15 protein-coding genes are annotated in these 15506 nt (G+C 68.6%); 14 read left to right on the top strand and 1 reads right to left on the bottom strand.

The annotated features are described in order from the left end of the window. The first annotated feature begins 12 nt into the window (after positions 1-12). The 9 genes from ACQ5DX_RS14830 (at position 13) to ACQ5DX_RS14790 (ending at position 8400) form a co-directional block, all read left to right on the top strand. Positions 13-3420 carry a pyruvate carboxylase gene (locus ACQ5DX_RS14830; RefSeq protein WP_430333328.1) on the top strand — a complete coding sequence of 1136 codons (3408 nt, stop codon included), beginning with the start codon at positions 13-15 and terminating at the stop codon, positions 3418-3420. 27 nt (positions 3421-3447) lie between these two features. Further along, positions 3448-4014 (top strand): 16S rRNA (guanine(966)-N(2))-methyltransferase RsmD, encoded by a 567-nt coding sequence (rsmD, locus tag ACQ5DX_RS14825; RefSeq protein WP_430333327.1) that lies wholly within the window; start codon positions 3448-3450, stop codon positions 4012-4014. Continuing rightward, on the top strand, positions 4011-4505 hold the full coding sequence (gene coaD, locus ACQ5DX_RS14820; RefSeq protein WP_430333326.1) for a pantetheine-phosphate adenylyltransferase: 495 nt from the start codon (positions 4011-4013) through the stop codon (positions 4503-4505). The genes rsmD and coaD overlap by 4 nt, the downstream gene beginning before the upstream one ends. 93 nt (positions 4506-4598) lie before the next feature. Beyond that, positions 4599-5354 carry a DivIVA domain-containing protein gene (locus ACQ5DX_RS14815; RefSeq protein WP_430333325.1) on the top strand — a complete coding sequence of 252 codons (756 nt, stop codon included), beginning with the start codon at positions 4599-4601 and terminating at the stop codon, positions 5352-5354. Positions 5355-5488: 134 nt separating this feature from the next. Then, positions 5489-6055, top strand: a complete 567-nt coding sequence (locus tag ACQ5DX_RS14810) for a YceD family protein (protein WP_348604711.1) — start codon at positions 5489-5491, stop codon at positions 6053-6055. Between the two features lie 2 nt (positions 6056-6057). After that, positions 6058-6240: a 50S ribosomal protein L32 gene (rpmF, locus tag ACQ5DX_RS14805; protein WP_081880878.1), complete on the top strand. Its 183-nt coding sequence runs from the start codon at positions 6058-6060 to the stop codon at positions 6238-6240. A 16-nt stretch (positions 6241-6256) separates the two neighbouring features. Further along, positions 6257-7024: a ribonuclease III gene (gene rnc, locus ACQ5DX_RS14800; RefSeq protein WP_430333324.1), complete on the top strand. Its 768-nt coding sequence runs from the start codon at positions 6257-6259 to the stop codon at positions 7022-7024. A 24-nt stretch (positions 7025-7048) separates the two neighbouring features. Further along, positions 7049-7915: a bifunctional DNA-formamidopyrimidine glycosylase/DNA-(apurinic or apyrimidinic site) lyase gene (gene mutM, locus ACQ5DX_RS14795; RefSeq protein ID WP_430333323.1), complete on the top strand. Its 867-nt coding sequence runs from the start codon at positions 7049-7051 to the stop codon at positions 7913-7915. A gap of 23 nt (positions 7916-7938) precedes the next feature. Further along, positions 7939-8400: a hypothetical protein gene (locus tag ACQ5DX_RS14790; RefSeq protein WP_430333322.1), complete on the top strand. Its 462-nt coding sequence runs from the start codon at positions 7939-7941 to the stop codon at positions 8398-8400. Between the two features lie 20 nt (positions 8401-8420). Here the strand turns inward: ACQ5DX_RS14790 and ACQ5DX_RS14785 are convergent, their stop codons facing one another. Then, positions 8421-9893: a PLP-dependent aminotransferase family protein gene (locus ACQ5DX_RS14785; protein ID WP_430335676.1), complete on the bottom strand. Its 1473-nt coding sequence runs from the start codon at positions 9891-9893 to the stop codon at positions 8421-8423. A gap of 123 nt (positions 9894-10016) precedes the next feature. On the opposite strand from ACQ5DX_RS14785, the gene ACQ5DX_RS14780 reads away from it, so the two are divergent. From ACQ5DX_RS14780 to ACQ5DX_RS14760, 5 genes are all read left to right on the top strand, one after another. After that, the gene (locus ACQ5DX_RS14780) at positions 10017-10655 is read left to right on the top strand and encodes a pyridoxamine 5'-phosphate oxidase family protein (RefSeq protein ID WP_430335675.1); all 639 of its coding nucleotides are present in this window, start codon (positions 10017-10019) and stop codon (positions 10653-10655) included. A gap of 249 nt (positions 10656-10904) precedes the next feature. Beyond that, a complete protein-coding gene (kdpF, locus tag ACQ5DX_RS14775) occupies positions 10905-11003 on the top strand; it encodes a K(+)-transporting ATPase subunit F (protein ID WP_430333321.1) in 99 nt (32 codons plus the stop codon). Positions 11004-11021: 18 nt separating this feature from the next. Beyond that, positions 11022-12722, top strand: coding sequence for a potassium-transporting ATPase subunit KdpA (gene kdpA, locus ACQ5DX_RS14770; protein WP_430333320.1), 1701 nt, complete (start codon positions 11022-11024; stop codon positions 12720-12722). Further along, the gene (gene kdpB / locus ACQ5DX_RS14765) at positions 12719-14845 is read left to right on the top strand and encodes a potassium-transporting ATPase subunit KdpB (RefSeq protein ID WP_430333319.1); all 2127 of its coding nucleotides are present in this window, start codon (positions 12719-12721) and stop codon (positions 14843-14845) included. Before kdpA ends, kdpB begins: the two co-directional genes overlap by 4 nt. Before the next feature lie 7 nt (positions 14846-14852). Further along, positions 14853-15503, top strand: coding sequence for a potassium-transporting ATPase subunit C (locus tag ACQ5DX_RS14760; RefSeq protein ID WP_430333318.1), 651 nt, complete (start codon positions 14853-14855; stop codon positions 15501-15503). Positions 15504-15506 lie beyond the last annotated feature (3 nt).

The raw sequence follows: 15506 nt of genomic DNA, 5'->3' as shown, positions 1-15506 counted from the left end.
TACTTTGCTCCCATGTTCACCAAAGTTCTCGTCGCCAACCGCGGCGAAATCGCGATCCGCGCCTTCCGTGCCGCCTACGAACTGGGTGCCGGAACGGTTGCGGTGTTCCCGTACGAAGACCGCAACTCGGTGCACCGGTTGAAGGCCGACGAGTCCTACCAGATCGGTGAGGTCGGTCATCCGGTGCGCGCGTATCTGTCGGTCGAGGAGATCGTCTCGGCGGCCGAGCGTGCCGGTGCGGACGCGATCTACCCCGGGTACGGGTTCCTGTCGGAGAATCCGGATCTGGCGGCGGCGTGCGAGGCGCGGGGCATCACGTTCGTCGGCCCGTCGGCCGAGGTGTTGGAGTTGACGGGTAACAAGGCGCGGGCGATCGCGGCGGCGAAGGCGGCGGGGCTGCCGGTGCTGGCGTCGTCGGAGCCGTCCGCGGACGTCGACGCGTTGCTCGCCGCCGCCGAGGACATGGAGTTCCCGATCTTCGTCAAGGCCGTGGCCGGTGGTGGTGGCCGCGGGATGCGGCGGGTCGCCGAGCGCGGCCAGTTGCGGGAGTCGATCGAGGCGGCGTCGCGGGAGGCGGAGTCGGCGTTCGGTGATCCGACGGTGTTCCTCGAGCAGGCGGTGGTCGATCCGCGGCACATCGAGGTGCAGATCCTCGCGGACGGCGAGGGCAATGTGATTCATCTGTTCGAGCGGGACTGCTCGGTGCAGCGTCGGCACCAGAAGGTGATCGAGTTGGCGCCGGCCCCGAATCTCGATCCGGCGCTGCGGGATCGGATCTGCGCGGACGCGGTGGCGTTCGCGAAGCAGATCGGCTACCGGTGTGCGGGCACGGTCGAGTTCCTCCTCGACACCCGCGGTAACCACGTGTTCATCGAGATGAACCCGCGTATCCAGGTGGAGCACACGGTGACCGAGGAGATCACCGATGTCGACCTGGTGCAGGCGCAGCTGCGGATCGCCTCCGGCGAGACGCTGGCCGATCTCGGGCTGTCGCAGGACGCGATCACGATCCGTGGTGCGGCGCTGCAGTGCCGCATCACCACCGAGGACCCGGCCAACGGGTTCCGTCCGGACACCGGCCGGATCACCGCCTACCGCACCCCGGGCGGCGCGGGCGTCCGCCTGGACGGCGGCGCGAACCTCGGCGCCGAGGTCGGCGCCCATTTCGACTCGATGCTCGTCAAACTCACCTGCCGTGGCCGCGACCTCGAGGCCGCCGTCGCGCGTGCCCGCCGCGCGGTCACCGAGTTCCGTATCCGTGGCGTCTCGACGAACATCCCGTTCCTGCAGGCGGTCCTGGACGACCCCGAATTCCGTGCGGGACGCGTGACGACGTCGTTCATCGAACAGCGCCCCGAGCTGCTGACGCTGCGCAGCTCGGCCGACCGCGGCACCAAGATCCTCAACTACCTCGCGGACGTGACGGTCAACAAGCCGCACGGCGACCGGCCGACGGCGATCTACCCGCACGACAAGCTGCCGAAGATCGACCTCGATGTCGCGCCGCCGGACGGTTCCCGTCAGAAGTTGCTCGCCCTGGGACCCGAGGGATTCGCGAAGGCGCTGCGCGAGCAGAAGGCACTGGCGGTCACCGACACCACGTTCCGCGACGCCCACCAGTCGCTGCTGGCGACCCGCGTGCGGACGTCGGGCCTGCTCGACGTCGCCGGCCACGTCGCCCGGATGACCCCCGAGCTGCTCTCGATCGAGGCGTGGGGTGGCGCGACCTACGATGTGGCGCTGCGGTTCCTGCACGAGGACCCGTGGTACCGGCTGGCGGCGCTGCGTGAGGCCGTACCGAACATCAACCTGCAGATGCTGCTGCGCGGCCGCAACACCGTCGGCTACACCCCGTACCCGGAGAAGGTGACCCGCGCGTTCATAGATGAAGCCACGGCAACTGGTGTTGATATCTTCCGGATCTTCGACGCCCTCAACAACGTCGACCAGATGCGCCCCGCGATCGAGGCCGTCCGCGAGACCGGCACCACCATCGCCGAGGTCGCGCTGTCCTACACCGGCGACCTCGCGAACCCGAACGAGAAGCTCTACACCCTCGACTACTACCTGCGCCTGGCGGAGGAGATCGTCGACGCCGGCGCGCACATCCTCGCGATCAAGGACATGGCCGGACTGCTCCGCGCCCCCGCCGCCGCGAAGCTGGTGTCGGCGCTGCGCAGCAACTTCGACCTGCCGGTGCACGTGCACACCCACGACACCCCCGGTGGCCAGCTCGCCACCTACCTCGCCGCCTGGCACGCCGGCGCCGACGCCGTCGACGGCGCCGCCGCACCACTCGCGGGCACCACCAGTCAGCCCGCGCTCTCGGCCATCGTCGCCGCCGCTGCGCACAGCGAATACGACACCGGCATCGACCTGCAGGCCGTGTGCGACCTCGAACCGTACTGGGAGGCACTGCGAAAGGTGTACGCCCCGTTCGAATCCGGCATCCCGGCCCCGACCGGACGCGTCTACACGCACGAGATCCCCGGCGGCCAGTTGTCGAACCTGCGCCAGCAGGCCATCGCCCTCGGCCTCGGTGACCGCTTCGAGGAGGTCGAGGCCAAGTACGCCGCCGCCGACCGCATGCTCGGCCGTCTGGTCAAGGTCACCCCGTCCTCGAAGGTCGTCGGTGATCTGGCGCTGCACATGGTCGGCTCGGACGTCGCGGCCGACGAGTTCGCGGCCGACCCCGCCAAGTTCGACATCCCGGATTCGGTCGTGGGATTCCTGCGCGGTGAGCTCGGCACCCCGGCCGGTGGCTGGCCCGAGCCGTTCCGCAGCAAGGCCCTGGAGGGTCGCGGTCCCGCCAAGCCGGAGACGCCGCTGACCGCGGAGGACGAGAAGGGGCTGTCGGGCACCGCCAAGGAGCGTCAGGCCACGCTCAACCGGCTGCTGTTCCCCGGTCCCACAAAGGAATTCGAGGAGCATCGCGAGAAGTACGGCGACACCTCCCAGCTGTCGGCCAACCAGTTCTTCTACGGCCTGCGCCGCAGCGAGGAGCATCGGGTCAAGCTCGGCAAGGGCGTCGAACTGCTCATCGGCCTCGAGGCCATCTCCGAGCCCGACGAGCGCGGCTACCGCACCGTCATGTGCATCCTCAACGGCCAACTGCGGCCGGTGTCGGTGCGCGACCGCTCCATCGCGAGCGAGGTCCCGGCAGCCGAGAAGGCCGACAAGAACAACCCGGCCCACGTCGCGGCGCCGTTCGCCGGTGTCGTGAGCCTCGTCGCCACGGAGGGGCAGCATGTTTCGGCCGGTGACACCGTCGCCACGATCGAGGCCATGAAGATGGAGGCGGCGATCACAGCACCGCGCAGCGGTATCGTCACGCGGGTTGCCATCGGCGGTACCTCGCAGGTCGAGGGTGGCGATCTCCTGGCCGTCGTGTCGACGAGGGAGACCGCCGGCAACGAGTGAGAACCAGCGAGTGACAGGACTTACAGCGTGACAAGAATCGTCGCCGGCCGTGCCGGAGGCAGGCGTTTGAAGGTGCCCGCGAGCGGGACCCGGCCGACGTCCGAACGAGTCCGCGAAGCCCTGTTCAGCTCGCTCGACAGTCGCGTCGAGCTCGAGGGTGCCGCCGTGCTCGACCTGTACGCAGGTTCCGGCGCCCTCGGGCTCGAGGCGTTGTCCCGGGGCGCCGGGCACGTGCTGCTCGTCGAATCCGATACCAAGGCCGCCGCCGTCATCAAGCAGAACGTGACCGCGGTCGGCCTGCCCGGGGCCAGCGTGCGCACGGCGCCGGTGGCGGCGGTCGTGGGCGGCGCCGCCGAGCGCGAATTCGATGTCGTGCTGGCCGATCCGCCGTACGCGGTCACCGAGGAATCGGTCACCGCGGCACTCACCGCGCTGCTCGCGAACGGGTGGGTCGGGGAGGGGTCGGTCGTGGTGGTGGAGCGGTCGTCGCGCTCGCCCGAGACGTCGTGGCCCGAGGGCATGCGGCCCGAGCGGGTCAAGCGCTACGGCGAGACCAGAATCGAGGTCGCCACCTGCTACGGTCTGGACTCATGACTGGCGCCGTCTGCCCCGGATCCTTCGACCCCGTGACCAACGGTCATCTCGACGTGATCGGACGCGCCGCGGCGCTGTTCGACGAGGTCGTCGTGACCGTGATGATCAACAAGAACAAGCGCGGTCTGTTCACTGTCGACGAGCGCATCGAGATGCTCGAGGACGCCACCAGCCACCTGACCAACGTGCGGGTCGCGGCGTGGCAGGGACTGCTCGTGGATTACGCGAAGTCGCAAGGGATCACGGCGATCGTGAAGGGCCTGCGCGGCGCCAACGACTTCGACTACGAGCTGCAGATGGCGCAGATGAACCAGAAGCTCTCGGGTGTCGACACCCTCTTCATCCCCACCAACCCCACCTACAGCTACCTCTCCAGCTCGCTGGTCAAGGAGGTCGCGACGTTCGGCGGCGACGTCGCCGACATGGTGCCGGAGAAGGTCCACGCGCGGCTGACCGCTCGGCTCGCCGAACGGGCAGCCGAAAACGGCTGAGCCGACACACCGGCCGCCGCGGCGGCTCGGCCGCGGTGACTGAGGCAGACTGGACGCCAGCACCGATTTGGCACCTGACGATTGGGGTTGTGCGTGTACCGGGTATTCGAGGCACTCGACGAGCTTGTTGCGATCGTCGAGGAGGCACGTGGGGTTCCGATGACCGCCGGGTGCGTCGTTCCGCGCGGCGACGTCCTCGAGCTTCTCGACGATGTGCGGGACGCGATTCCGGGTGAACTGGACGACGCGCAGGACGTGCTGGACCACCGCGACAAGCTGGTGGGCGACGCGCGTCAGAACGCGGAGCAGACGGTCGGGCGGGCCAACGCGGAGGCGCACGAGACGATCACCGATGCGCGCGAGAACGCCGACCGCATCCTGGCCGACGCCAAGGCCCAGGCCGACCGCATGGTCGCCGAGGCGCGCTCGCATGCCGAGCAGTTGGTTCACGACGCCCGCGAGGAGGCCGACGTGACGGTCGCGGAGGGGCAGCGCGAGTACGACTCGCTGACGTCCCGCTCCCGCGCGGAGTCGGACCGGATGATCGAGTCGGGCAAGGCGTCGTACGAGCGGTCCGTCGCGGACGGTGTCGCGGAGCAGGAGCGGCTCGTCTCGCAGGCCGAGGTGGTCCAGGCCGCGCACGCCGAGTCGGCCCGCGTGGTCGACGCGGCGCACGCCGAATCGGATCGTCTGCGTTCGGAATGCGACTTGTACGTCGACACGAAGCTCGCCGAGTTCGAGGAGTTCCTCAACGGCACCATCCGCTCGGTGGGCCGGGGACGTCAGCAGCTGCGGACGGGCACCGGGGTGCCGGACTACGACGCCGGCTACGGCGACCGTCGGCGGTAGCGCCCTTCCGATTTCCTTCCGGGCCCCTCCATCGCGTACCGTGGAGTGGTTGCCCGTTCCATGTCTTCTGAAAGAGAACACCCGTGTCATCGCATCGTCACAAGTCCTCGCGCCCTACGCGTGACGAGGGTTTCGTGCTGGACACGCTCTCGCTGGGGCGGCGTCCCGGCTCGATGCGCACTGTGTCGCGGGTGGTTCCGGCTCCCTCGCGGATCGGTCTCGACCTCGTCGCGATCGAAGAGGGCACGGACGTGGAACTCGATCTGCGGCTCGAATCGGTGTCCGAGGGGGTGCTCGTCACCGGTTCCGTTCGCGCGGACACGGTGGGTGAGTGCTCGCGGTGCCTCGAACCGTTCGACGACTCGGTGAGCCTTCACCTCACGGAGCTGTTCGCTTACCCGGACAGCGCCACCGAGGAGACCACCGAGGAGGACGAGATCTACCGGGTCGTGGACGACGAGATCGACCTCGAACCGGTGATCGTCGATGCGGTCGGACTGGAGCTTCCGCTCCAGCCTCTCTGCAGCGACGACTGTGAGGGATTGTGCCCCGAATGCGGCATTCGCCTGGCGATTGCGGAATCCGGGCATGGTCATGAGACAATGGATCCTCGCTGGGCTGGGCTCGCAGCCAAATTCGGTGCAGGATCCGACGCCAGCAATGCAACTGCTGATGCCAGCAAGATCAACGAGGAGAAGTAGACGTGGCTGTTCCCAAGCGCAGAATGTCGCGGTCCAACACGAGGTCGCGACGGAGCCAGTGGAAGACCACTGCGCCCACCCTCATCACCTGCCCGAACCGTGGCTGCGGCGAGAAGACGCTGCCCCACGTCGCGTGCCCGTCCTGCGGCACCTACAAGGGCCGTCAGGTTACCGCCGCGGTCTAGTCTGCTCAGTGGCGCTGTGACCAGCAAAAAAAGCAATACAGCACTCGCCGGCGGCGAGGGGGATCACGGATCGCTCCTCGCCGCTCTTGGCGTTCCTTTGGACGAGGCGCTGTTGACGTTGGCGCTCACCCACCGCTCGTACGCGTACGAGCACGGTGGGTTGCCGACCAACGAGCGTCTCGAGTTCCTCGGCGACTCTGTTCTCGGTGTGACGATCACCGAGCGCCTGTACCTCGCGCATCCGGAGAAGTCCGAGGGTGAACTCGCGAAGATTCGCGCCAGCATCGTGAACATGCACGCGCTGGCCGAGGTTGCGCGAGGACTCGGCCCCGGTGGCCTCGGTGCTCACCTGTTGCTCGGCAAGGGTGAGGAGATGACCGGCGGGCGCGACAAGCCCAGCATCCTCGCCGACGGCATGGAGTCGCTCCTGGGAGCGATCCACCTCGAGCACGGCATCGACACCGCCCGCACGGTGGTGCTCGACCTCTTCGCCGACTTGCTCTCGCGTGCACCGAAGCTCGGTGCGGGCCTGGACTGGAAGACCAGCCTCCAGGAGCTGACCGCCGAGCGCGGCGTCGGCGTCCCCGTGTACGAGATCACCGCGACCGGCCCGGACCACGACAAGGAGTTCACCGCGACGGTTCTCGTCGGCGGCAACGCCCTGGGTGTCGGCGTCGGCCGGTCCAAGAAGGAAGCCGAGCAGAAGGCGGCAAGCACCGCCTGGAGTGCGCTCTCGGAGGCCGCCGAGGCGACCGCGGTCGACGAACCCGTCGTCGAGCAGTAGGGCCCGGGCGGAGCGAGACGCAGCGTGCCCGAACTTCCCGAGGTCGAGGTCGTCCGGCGCGGCCTCGAGGCGCACGTCGTCGGCCGTGTGATCGACACGGTCGACGTCCTGCATCCCCGTGCGGTTCGTCGGCACCTGCCCGGCTCGGTCGACCTGGCGCGCCGGCTCGAGGGCCGCACGATCGCGTCGGCCGAGCGTCGCGGCAAGTACCTCTGGCTCGTCCTCGAACCCGACGATGTCGCGCTTGTCGTCCATCTCGGGATGAGCGGGCAGATGCTCGTGCAGGATCCGTCGGTCGCCGACGAGAAGCACCTGCGGATCCGGGCACGGCTCGACTCGGGCACCGACCTGCGTTTCGTCGACCAACGGACGTTCGGTGGGTGGGCGCTCGCCGATCTCGTCACCGTGGACGGCACCGTCGTGCCCGATTCGGTGGCGCACATCGCCCGCGATCCGCTCGATCCGCAATTCGATCCGGACGCGGTCGTGAAAACGTTGCGGCGCAAGCAAACCGAGATCAAGCGGGCTCTCCTCGACCAGACCGTCGTTTCGGGCGTGGGCAACATCTATGCCGACGAGGCGTTGTGGCGCGCCGAGATTCACGGCAACCGTCCCACGGACAAGCTCAGCGGACCGCGTCTGCGCCGGTTGTTGACCGCGATCGAGGCCGTCATGCAGGAGGCCCTCGCGCAGGGCGGAACCTCGTTCGATGCCTTGTACGTCAACGTCAACGGGCAGTCCGGCTACTTCGACCGGTCCCTGGCCGCATACGGCCAGGAGAACCTGCCGTGCCAGCGCTGCGGCGCCCCGATCCAGCGGGAGAAGTTCATGAACCGCTCGTCGTACAGCTGCCCCAGGTGCCAGCCGCGTCCGCGCCTCGTTCGCGGATGACGCACGGCGACTGAGGGAAACGCATGCCCCTGACCGAGTCGCAACTTGCCGCATTGCCCGAAGGTTGGTGCGCGACTGCCCGGCCCAGCGCGGAGTGCGACATGTCGCACTCCGGGATCGCCGAGGAAATCGCGGTAGAGGTGTCGGCCGAGCATCCGTTGTTCGGCGTGGCTGTCGAGATGGTGGCGCACGATGTCGCCTTCGACGACGTTCTGTGCCAGCACGTGGAGGATCCCGAACGCTTCACCGAGCTTCATCTGACCTGGGCGCGGCGAGCGGAGAGCTTCGGGCTCCCCTCGATCGAATGCGACGGTGGGTGGGAGGATTTCCTTCGCCTGCAACAGGCCATATCTGCGGTGGTCGATTCTGCAGCCGAAGAAGAGCGGCTCGGCCTACGGGAGCCGATGACGGAAGCGGGCACACCGTCCCCACCGATCATCGTGCGAGCCCCGGCACGTGGACTCGACTCGGAGTCGGGCCGGTGAGCCGATTCGGCGGGCGAGGTTCATGAACCGCTCGTCGTACCGCGGCCCGAGGTGCCGGCCGCGGTCCCACCTTGTTCGCGGATGACATTGGCGATCACCGTCGCGGCGACGTCTGCTCGCGATTCCGGCAATCGTGCGTAGCCGCACAGCAATCCGCGCGGTCCGGAGTCGCACACCCGGTAGTCGGCCAGGCTGCGGACCGTCACTCCGTGCCGCGCGATCTCGTCGGCGACGGCGTCGTCGTCCACCCCGTCCGGGAGACGTACGGCCACGTGCAGTCCCGCCTCGACCCCGGTCGGATCCATCCCCGGCAACCGCGTGCGCAGCGCGTCGACCAGAGCATGTCTGCGCGCCGCATAGGTGCGCGCCGCACGGGCCAGATGTCGCGTGAGCGCGCCGGATTCGATGAACCGGGCGAGCGCGAGTGCGGTGACCGCGCATGCCGAGTCGCCGCTGAGGCGCAGCGTTCGGTGGATCGGTTCGAGCAAGTGCGCGGGCGGGACGATCCAGGCCAGGCGCAGGCCTGGGGACAGGATCTTCGACGTGGTCCCGACGTAAGCGACGCAGTCGCGACCGCCGTCGATACTCCGCAGGGCAGGTAACGGGGCCACGCCGTAACGGAATTCGCCGTCGTAGTCGTCCTCGATGACCAGTTGCCCCGCCGCCCGTGCCGCCGCGACGAGTGCCGCTCGGCGGGCCACCGGCATGCGGGCGCCCATCGGATACTGGTGGGCCGGCGTGCAATACACCGCCGCGTCCGATGTCCGCACCAGTGCAGGATCGATCCCGTCGTGGTCGACGGGCACCGGGCGAATCCGTGCCCCGCCCGTTTCGAGAATCCGGCGGACCATGGCGTATCCCGGGTCCTCGAAGGCGATCTCGCGTCCGGACAAACCCGCGGCCGCGACGAGGGTGCGCATCGCCGCGGACACCCCCGGCACGATGACGATGTCGTCCGGTTCGGCGGCGATGCCGCGGGTCCGCCGCAGGTGCACCGCGAGGGCCCGGCGTAGTTCGACGTGTCCGTCCGCGCCGGGCGGGGCGTGCGGTGCGGGCGTACCGGCCGCGAACCGCCAGGCACTGCGCCAGTCGCGCGTCGAGATCAGGTCGGTGTCCGGATGGCCGGGTGCGAGGTCGATGCCGGGCGTGCGCTCGCTGCCCGGCACGGGCGGTTCGGGGACCGGAGGCGGTGGCACGTGCGGATCGGCGCCCGCGCGTGCAGCGCGGTCGGCGTCGGCGGCGATGCGGGTCCCGGAACCCGGCCGGGTCACCACGTAGCCGGCGGCGGCCAGTTCGTCGTACGCGTCCACGACCACGGCCCGCGACACGCCCAGATCCGCGGCCAGCGTCCGAGACGGGGGCAGCGGATCACCGGGGTGCAGAGTGCCCGTGCGGACAGCCGAGACGATCGCCGCGGCCACCCGGTGCCGGAGCGGTTCGGAGGACGGCACGGGCTCGAGGTGCAGGTGGATGTCGCGCGCGGTGCGGGCCATGCCGAGAACGATACTGGTCTGCCACAAGTGACAATTCTGGATCTGGATTTGAGACCGGAATCCACCCAGTCTGGGACCGTGACTACAACGAACGAACCGATCCCCACCGAACCAACCGCCGAACTGGACCGAATCCGACGACATGCCGAGCGGTCGCGGACCGAGCGCGACGAACTCGACGCCGTGCTCGACTCGGCGTCGGTGGGCACGCTCGCGACCGTCGTCGACGGCCTGCCATGGGCGGTACCGATGCTCTATGCACGCGTCGGCGACCGGATCCTGCTGCACGGGTCGACCGGCGCCGGGGCGCTGCGGCACGTGGCCGCCGGCGCGCCCGCGTCGCTGTGCGTGACACTGCTCGACGCGATCGTGGTGGCCGACAACCTCTACAACTCGTCGGCGAACTACCGATCGGCGGTGGTTCGTGGGCATCTCGAGCCGGTCGTGGGGGACGAGGCCGAGAGCGCGCTGACGGTGCTGTCCGACGTGCTGATCCCCGGTCGGAGCACCGAGGTGCGGGCGCTCAGGCGCAAGGAACTGGCGGCGACGCTCTGCATCGCGCTGCCGATCGAACCCGGGCAGTGGACGGTCAAGGTCCGGTCCGGGCTGCCGAGCGAGGGCGATCGCAATCCCGACGTATGGGCCGGACTGGTCCCGATGCGAACGGTTGCGGGGCAACCGATCCGGGCTCCCTGGGTGGCCGACGACGTGCCGACCCCGGCGTCGGTGCGCGCCCTCTCGGCGCACGGGGAGGGCGCGTAAAAATCGCGTCAATGCGTTCGGATGACCGCGTCAGTAGAGCGTTAGGGCGACGTTCACACCGCTGAAGCGGGTGCACCCTCCATTAGGCGTCCGGAAATGTCGCCCACGCCGCGCTGCCATCCGCAGCGCGTCCACACGAGGAAGTCGGAAGAGGAACGTCATGGCAGATATGGCCTACGTCGGGTTGATCATCGGAGTTTTCACCGTCTGTGCACTGGTGTTGCGTGGTCTGCAGGCGCGGAGCATCCGGTGACATTCGCCGGGACGGTCAGTATCGCCGTCGTCGTGATCGCCGCCGCACTGGTGGTGTACCTGCTCATCGCGCTCCTGAACCCTGAGCGGTTCTAGTCCTCGAGAGGTCTTCACATGAATCCCGCTCTCGCAGCGGGACTACAGATAGCACTGGTCGTAGCGGTGCTAGCGATTCTGTACGTCCCCGTCGGTGACTACATGGCCAAGGTCTACACCACCGACACCGATCTTCGATCCGGTGACCTGCGCATCGAATCCCTGCTCTATCGGATCTGCCGGATCGATCCCCGCGCCGAACAGAAGTGGTACGGGTACGCCGGCAGCCTTCTCGGCTTCTCCGCGGCCAGCGTGCTGTTCCTCTACTTCCTACAGAGGATCCAGGGTGTGCTGCCGCTCAGCGGCGGCCTCGCGGGCGTCAGCCCTGCCGTCGCGTTCAACACCGCGGCATCGTTCGTCGCGAACACCAACTGGCAGTCGTACGTCCCCGAGACGACGATGGGCAACGTGACGCAGGCCGTCGGCCTGGCCGTGCAGAACTTCGTGTCCGCCGGGGTCGGCATGGCCGTCGCGGCAGCCCTGATCCGCGGGTTCGTGCGCGTCTCGCGCGGTGGCGAGATCGGCAACTTCTGGGTGGACCTCACCCGTGGTTGCCTGCGCATCCTGCTGCCCATCGCGTTCGTCATCGCGCTGATCCTGCTCAGCCAGGGCGTCATCCAGTCGTTCCACACGGGCTTCGCCTCGACGGGACTCGACGGCAACAGCGTCACCAACGCCCTGGCACCGGTCGCCTCCCAGGAGGCCATCAAGGAACTGGGCACCAACGGTGGCGGCATCCTCGCGGCCAACTCCGCGCACCCGTTCGAGAACCCGACCCCGCTCACCAATGTCGTGGAGATCCTCGCGATCCTGCTCATCCCGGTTTCCTTGACCCGCACGTTCGGCACGATGGTCGGCGACCGCCGGCAGGGTCTGACGCTCCTCGCGGTGATGTCGGTGCTGTACTTCAGCCTGCTCGCGGTGACGCTCACGGCCGAGTCCGGTGCACGGGGTGCAGCGGCACAAGCGGCCGGTTCCATGATGGAGGGCAAGGAGGTTCGGTTCGGCATCCCCGGATCGGCACTGTTCGCCGTGACCACCACAGGCACCAGTACCGGTGCCGTCAACTCGGCGCACGACAGCATGTCCCCGCTCGGCGGTGGCGCGGTGCTGCTGAACATGCTGATCGGCGAGATCGCGCCCGGCGGCGTGGGAACCGGTCTGTACGGAATTCTCGTGCTCGCCCTGATCGCAGTGTTCGTCGGCGGTCTGCTCGTCGGGCGCACCCCTGAATACCTCGGCAAGAAGCTGGGTCAGCGCGAAATCACGCTGGCCGCACTGTCCGTGCTCGTGATGCCCGCCCTCGTCCTCGTCGGCACCGGCATCACCGTGATCCTCGGATCCACCACCGGATACCTCGGCAACAGCGGCGACCCCGGTAGCCCGCAATCCATCCACGGATTCTCCGAGGTGCTCTATGCGTTCGCCTCGGCGTCGAACAACAACGGCAGCGCGTTCGGCGGACTGACGGTGACCAGCGACTGGTTCCAGTCGGCGCTCGGCGTGTGCATGCTGATCGGGCGTTTCCTCCCGATCCTGTTCGTGCTCGCGCTCGCCGGATCGCTGTCCGCGCAGCGTCGCACGCCCGCCGGTGCCGGCACCCTGTCCACCTCCGGCGTCATGTTCGGTGGCTTGCTCACCGGCACGGTCGTGCTGGTCGCGGCCCTCACCTTCTTCCCGGCCCTCGCTCTCGGGCCCATCTCGGAGGCCCTGCAATGAGTCTGCGGACTGAACCCACCGTGAATTCCACCGACACGCTTCCCGACGCTCCGGTCGACGAGTCTGTGCACGGTCACTCGCCGGTCAAGGCGGGGATCTTCAGCCCCCGTCAACTGATCACGTCGCTCCCGGGGGCGGTGCGCAAGCTCGACCCGCGCCACCAGGCGCGCAACCCCGTCATGTTCGTCGTCCTGGTCGGTGCGACAGTGACGACCGTGATGGCGATCGCGCAGCCCACCGTGTTCGGGTGGCTCATCGCCGCGTGGCTGTGGTTCACCGTCCTGTTCGCCAACCTCGCCGAGTCGGTCGCCGAGGGGCGCGGCAAGGCGCAGGCCGCGAGCCTGCGGAAGGTCAAGCAGGACACCATCGCCAGGCGTCTGACCGCGTCGGGGGCGATCGAGGAGGTCTCGGCCACCCGGCTCGCGATCGGCGACACCGTGGTGGTCGAGGCGGGGGAGGTCATCCCGGGCGACGGCGACGTCATCGAGGGCATCGCCACCGTCGACGAATCCGCGATCACCGGCGAATCCGCTCCGGTCGTACGCGAATCGGGCGGCGACCGTTGTGCCGTCACGGGCGGCACCACGGTGCTGTCCGACCGGATCGTCGTGCAGATCACTTGTGCGCCCGGCCAGTCGTTCGTCGACCGGATGATCGCGCTCGTCGAGGGGGCGTCACGGAAGAAGACGCCCAACGAGATTGCGCTCAACATCCTGCTGGCATCGCTCACGATCATCTTCCTGCTCGCGGTGGTGGCGATCGGCCCGATGGGCGAGTACGCCGGTCAGGCGCAGGACCCGATCAAGCTCATCGCGCTGTTGGTGTGCCTGATCCCCACGACGATCGGTGCGTTGCTCTCGGCGATCGGCATCGCCGGCATGGACCGACTGGTGCAGCGCAACGTGCTGGCGATGTCGGGCCGGGCCGTCGAGGCCGCCGGCGACATCGACACGCTGCTGATGGACAAGACCGGCACCATCACTTTCGGCAACCGACGCGCCACCGCGTTGTACCCGGCGCCGGGCCGCACCGAGGCCGAACTGGCCGCCGCCGCACGACTGTCGAGCTTGGCCGACGGCACACCGGAGGGGCGCAGCATCGTAGAACTGTGCGCCGAACGGTTCGGGTTCTCCACCGAGCCGTCCGACACCGAACGTGGTGCCGACTTCGTGGAGTTCACAGCGCAGACCCGCATGAGCGGACTCGACATCGCCACCGGGACCGGTCCGCAGCAGATCCGCAAGGGCGCCGGCGATGCCGTGACGGCGTGGGTGTCCGGATACGGAGCAACGGTCGATCCGGCCGTATCGGATGCGGCCGAGAAGGTCGCGCTCTCGGGTGGCACGCCGCTCGTGGTGGCCGTCGCCGAGCGCGGTGCCGCCACGGTGCTCGGCGTGATTGCGCTCACCGACGTGGTCAAGCCCGGCATCGCCGAGCGTTTCGCGGAACTGCGGGCGATGGGCATCCGGACGATCATGGTGACCGGCGACAACCCGCTCACTGCGCGCGCGATCGCGGAGGAGGCCGGCGTCGACGACTTCATGGCCGAGGCCACGCCCGAGGACAAGCTCGAGCGGATCCGCGCCGAACAGGAGGGCGGGCGCCTGGTCGCGATGACCGGTGACGGCACCAACGACGCTCCCGCGTTGGCGCAGGCCGACGTCGGGGTCGCGATGAACACTGGAACGTCGGCGGCCAAGGAAGCCGGCAACATGGTGGATCTCGATTCGGACCCCACCAAGCTCATCGAGGTCGTCGAGATCGGAAAGCAGCTGCTGATCACTCGCGGTGCGTTGACGACGTTCTCGCTCGCGAACGACCTCGCGAAGTACTTCGCGATCCTGCCGGCGCTGTTCAGCGCGATCTATCCGCAGCTCTCGGCGTTGAACGTCATGCACCTGGCGACCCCGAAGTCGGCGATCCTGTCCGCGGTCATCTTCAACGCTCTCGTCATCATCGGGCTGATCCCGTTGGCGCTCAGGGGAGTTCGCTATCGGCCCGCAGCGGCGTCGAAGCTGCTCGGTCGAAACCTGTTGATCTACGGTGTGGGTGGTGTGATCACCCCCTTCATCGGCATCTGGCTGATCGACCTGGTCGTCCGCCTCATTCCTGGAATCGGGTGATTGTGCAATGAGATTCGGAATCGGATTTCTCAAGCAGGTGTGGGCCGGGCTGCTCGTGCTCCTCGCGCTCACCGCGATCCTCGGCGTGCTGTACCCGGCCGCCGTGTGGGGGCTGGGGCGCATCAGCTCCGGCTCGGCGGAGGGTTCGCCGGTGACCGACGCGTCCGGCTGTGTGGTCGGTAGCCGGTGGATCGGGGTGGATCCGCAGGCTCAGGCGGGTAAGCCGGATCCGTTCTTCCACAACCGCCTCGTCGGCTCGGTCGCGGACGGCGATCCCTTCACCACCGGTGACCCCGCGGCGGCGCTGCCGACCAACCAGGGCCCGAGCAGCGAGGTTCTCGCCGGGTTCATCGACGCACGTCGGGCGGCGATCGCCGAGCGGGAAGGCGTCGCTCCGCAGGACGTTCCCGTCGACGCCGTCACCGGTTCCGGCTCCGGTGTGGACCCGCACATCTCGCCCGAGTACGCGGCGCTGCAGGTGCGGCGGGTCGCGGCGGTCAACGGGCTGAGCGAGGACCGCGTGCGCGAACTGGTGGCCGAGCACACCGAGGGCCGTCAGCTGGGCTTCCTCGGCGCCGAGCGGGTGAACGTGCTCGAACTCAATCTCGCACTGGGGCTGACCGCACCTGGGTGCGGTGCGGCGCCGTCGGGTGAATGATGG

Origin of the sequence: Rhodococcus sp. ACT016 (genome assembly GCF_050477185.1) — a bacterium.
GTDB lineage: Bacteria > Actinomycetota > Actinomycetes > Mycobacteriales > Mycobacteriaceae > Prescottella.
Note: the sequence above shows the minus strand (reverse complement) of the source record. Positions and strands in the feature narration are given on the sequence as shown.

What these genes read in the sequence shown, in the direction of transcription:
- ACQ5DX_RS14760 (WP_430333318.1), top strand. Translation starts at nt 14,853, where the DNA reads ATGAGATTCGGAATCGGATTTCTCAAGCAGGTGTGGGCCGGGCTGCTC.
- kdpA (WP_430333320.1), top strand. Translation starts at nt 11,022, where the DNA reads ATGAATCCCGCTCTCGCAGCGGGACTACAGATAGCACTGGTCGTAGCG.
- kdpB (WP_430333319.1), top strand. Translation starts at nt 12,719, where the DNA reads ATGAGTCTGCGGACTGAACCCACCGTGAATTCCACCGACACGCTTCCC.
- coaD (WP_430333326.1), top strand. Translation starts at nt 4,011, where the DNA reads ATGACTGGCGCCGTCTGCCCCGGATCCTTCGACCCCGTGACCAACGGT.
- ACQ5DX_RS14785 (WP_430335676.1), bottom strand. Translation starts at nt 9,893, where the DNA reads ATGGCCCGCACCGCGCGCGACATCCACCTGCACCTCGAGCCCGTGCCG.
- ACQ5DX_RS14830 (WP_430333328.1), top strand. Translation starts at nt 13, where the DNA reads ATGTTCACCAAAGTTCTCGTCGCCAACCGCGGCGAAATCGCGATCCGC.
- ACQ5DX_RS14790 (WP_430333322.1), top strand. Translation starts at nt 7,939, where the DNA reads ATGCCCCTGACCGAGTCGCAACTTGCCGCATTGCCCGAAGGTTGGTGC.